Genomic DNA, 348 nt, shown 5'->3' with positions numbered 1-348 from the left:
GACGAGATGCTGATACCGGAACCTGAGCATGGATGGCTCGTGATTTCGCCAGCTGTGAGTCCGGAGAATGTACATCCTTCCAAGAATGGAAAGATAGCCATGAGCTATGGCACTACGATGGATAATGAACTGCTCTACGAACTCTTCTCTACCGTTATCAGATCGAGCGAGATTCTGGGCGAAGATGCCGGATATGCTGCTCACCTAAAGGAAGTATTGGGAAAGATGGCACCGATGCAGATTGGCAAGTGGGGACAGTTGCAGGAATGGATTAAGGACTGGGATGATCCTCAGGATAATCATCGCCATGTGAGTCATCTCTATGCGCTCTATCCAGGTAATCAGATT

General features: G+C 48.6%; 1 protein-coding gene. It reads left to right on the top strand.

The annotated features are described in order from the left end of the window. Positions 1–6 precede the first annotated feature (6 nt). Positions 7–348 (top strand): glycosyl hydrolase family 95 catalytic domain-containing protein (locus tag D4A39_RS19570; RefSeq protein WP_497707282.1); only part of this gene is annotated, 342 nt, incomplete at its 3' end.

It is taken from the genome of Alcanivorax profundi, assembly GCF_003597125.1.
Classification (GTDB): domain Bacteria; phylum Pseudomonadota; class Gammaproteobacteria; order Pseudomonadales; family Alcanivoracaceae; genus Alcanivorax; species Alcanivorax profundi.
This window is presented reverse-complemented; position numbering and strand designations above follow the sequence as displayed.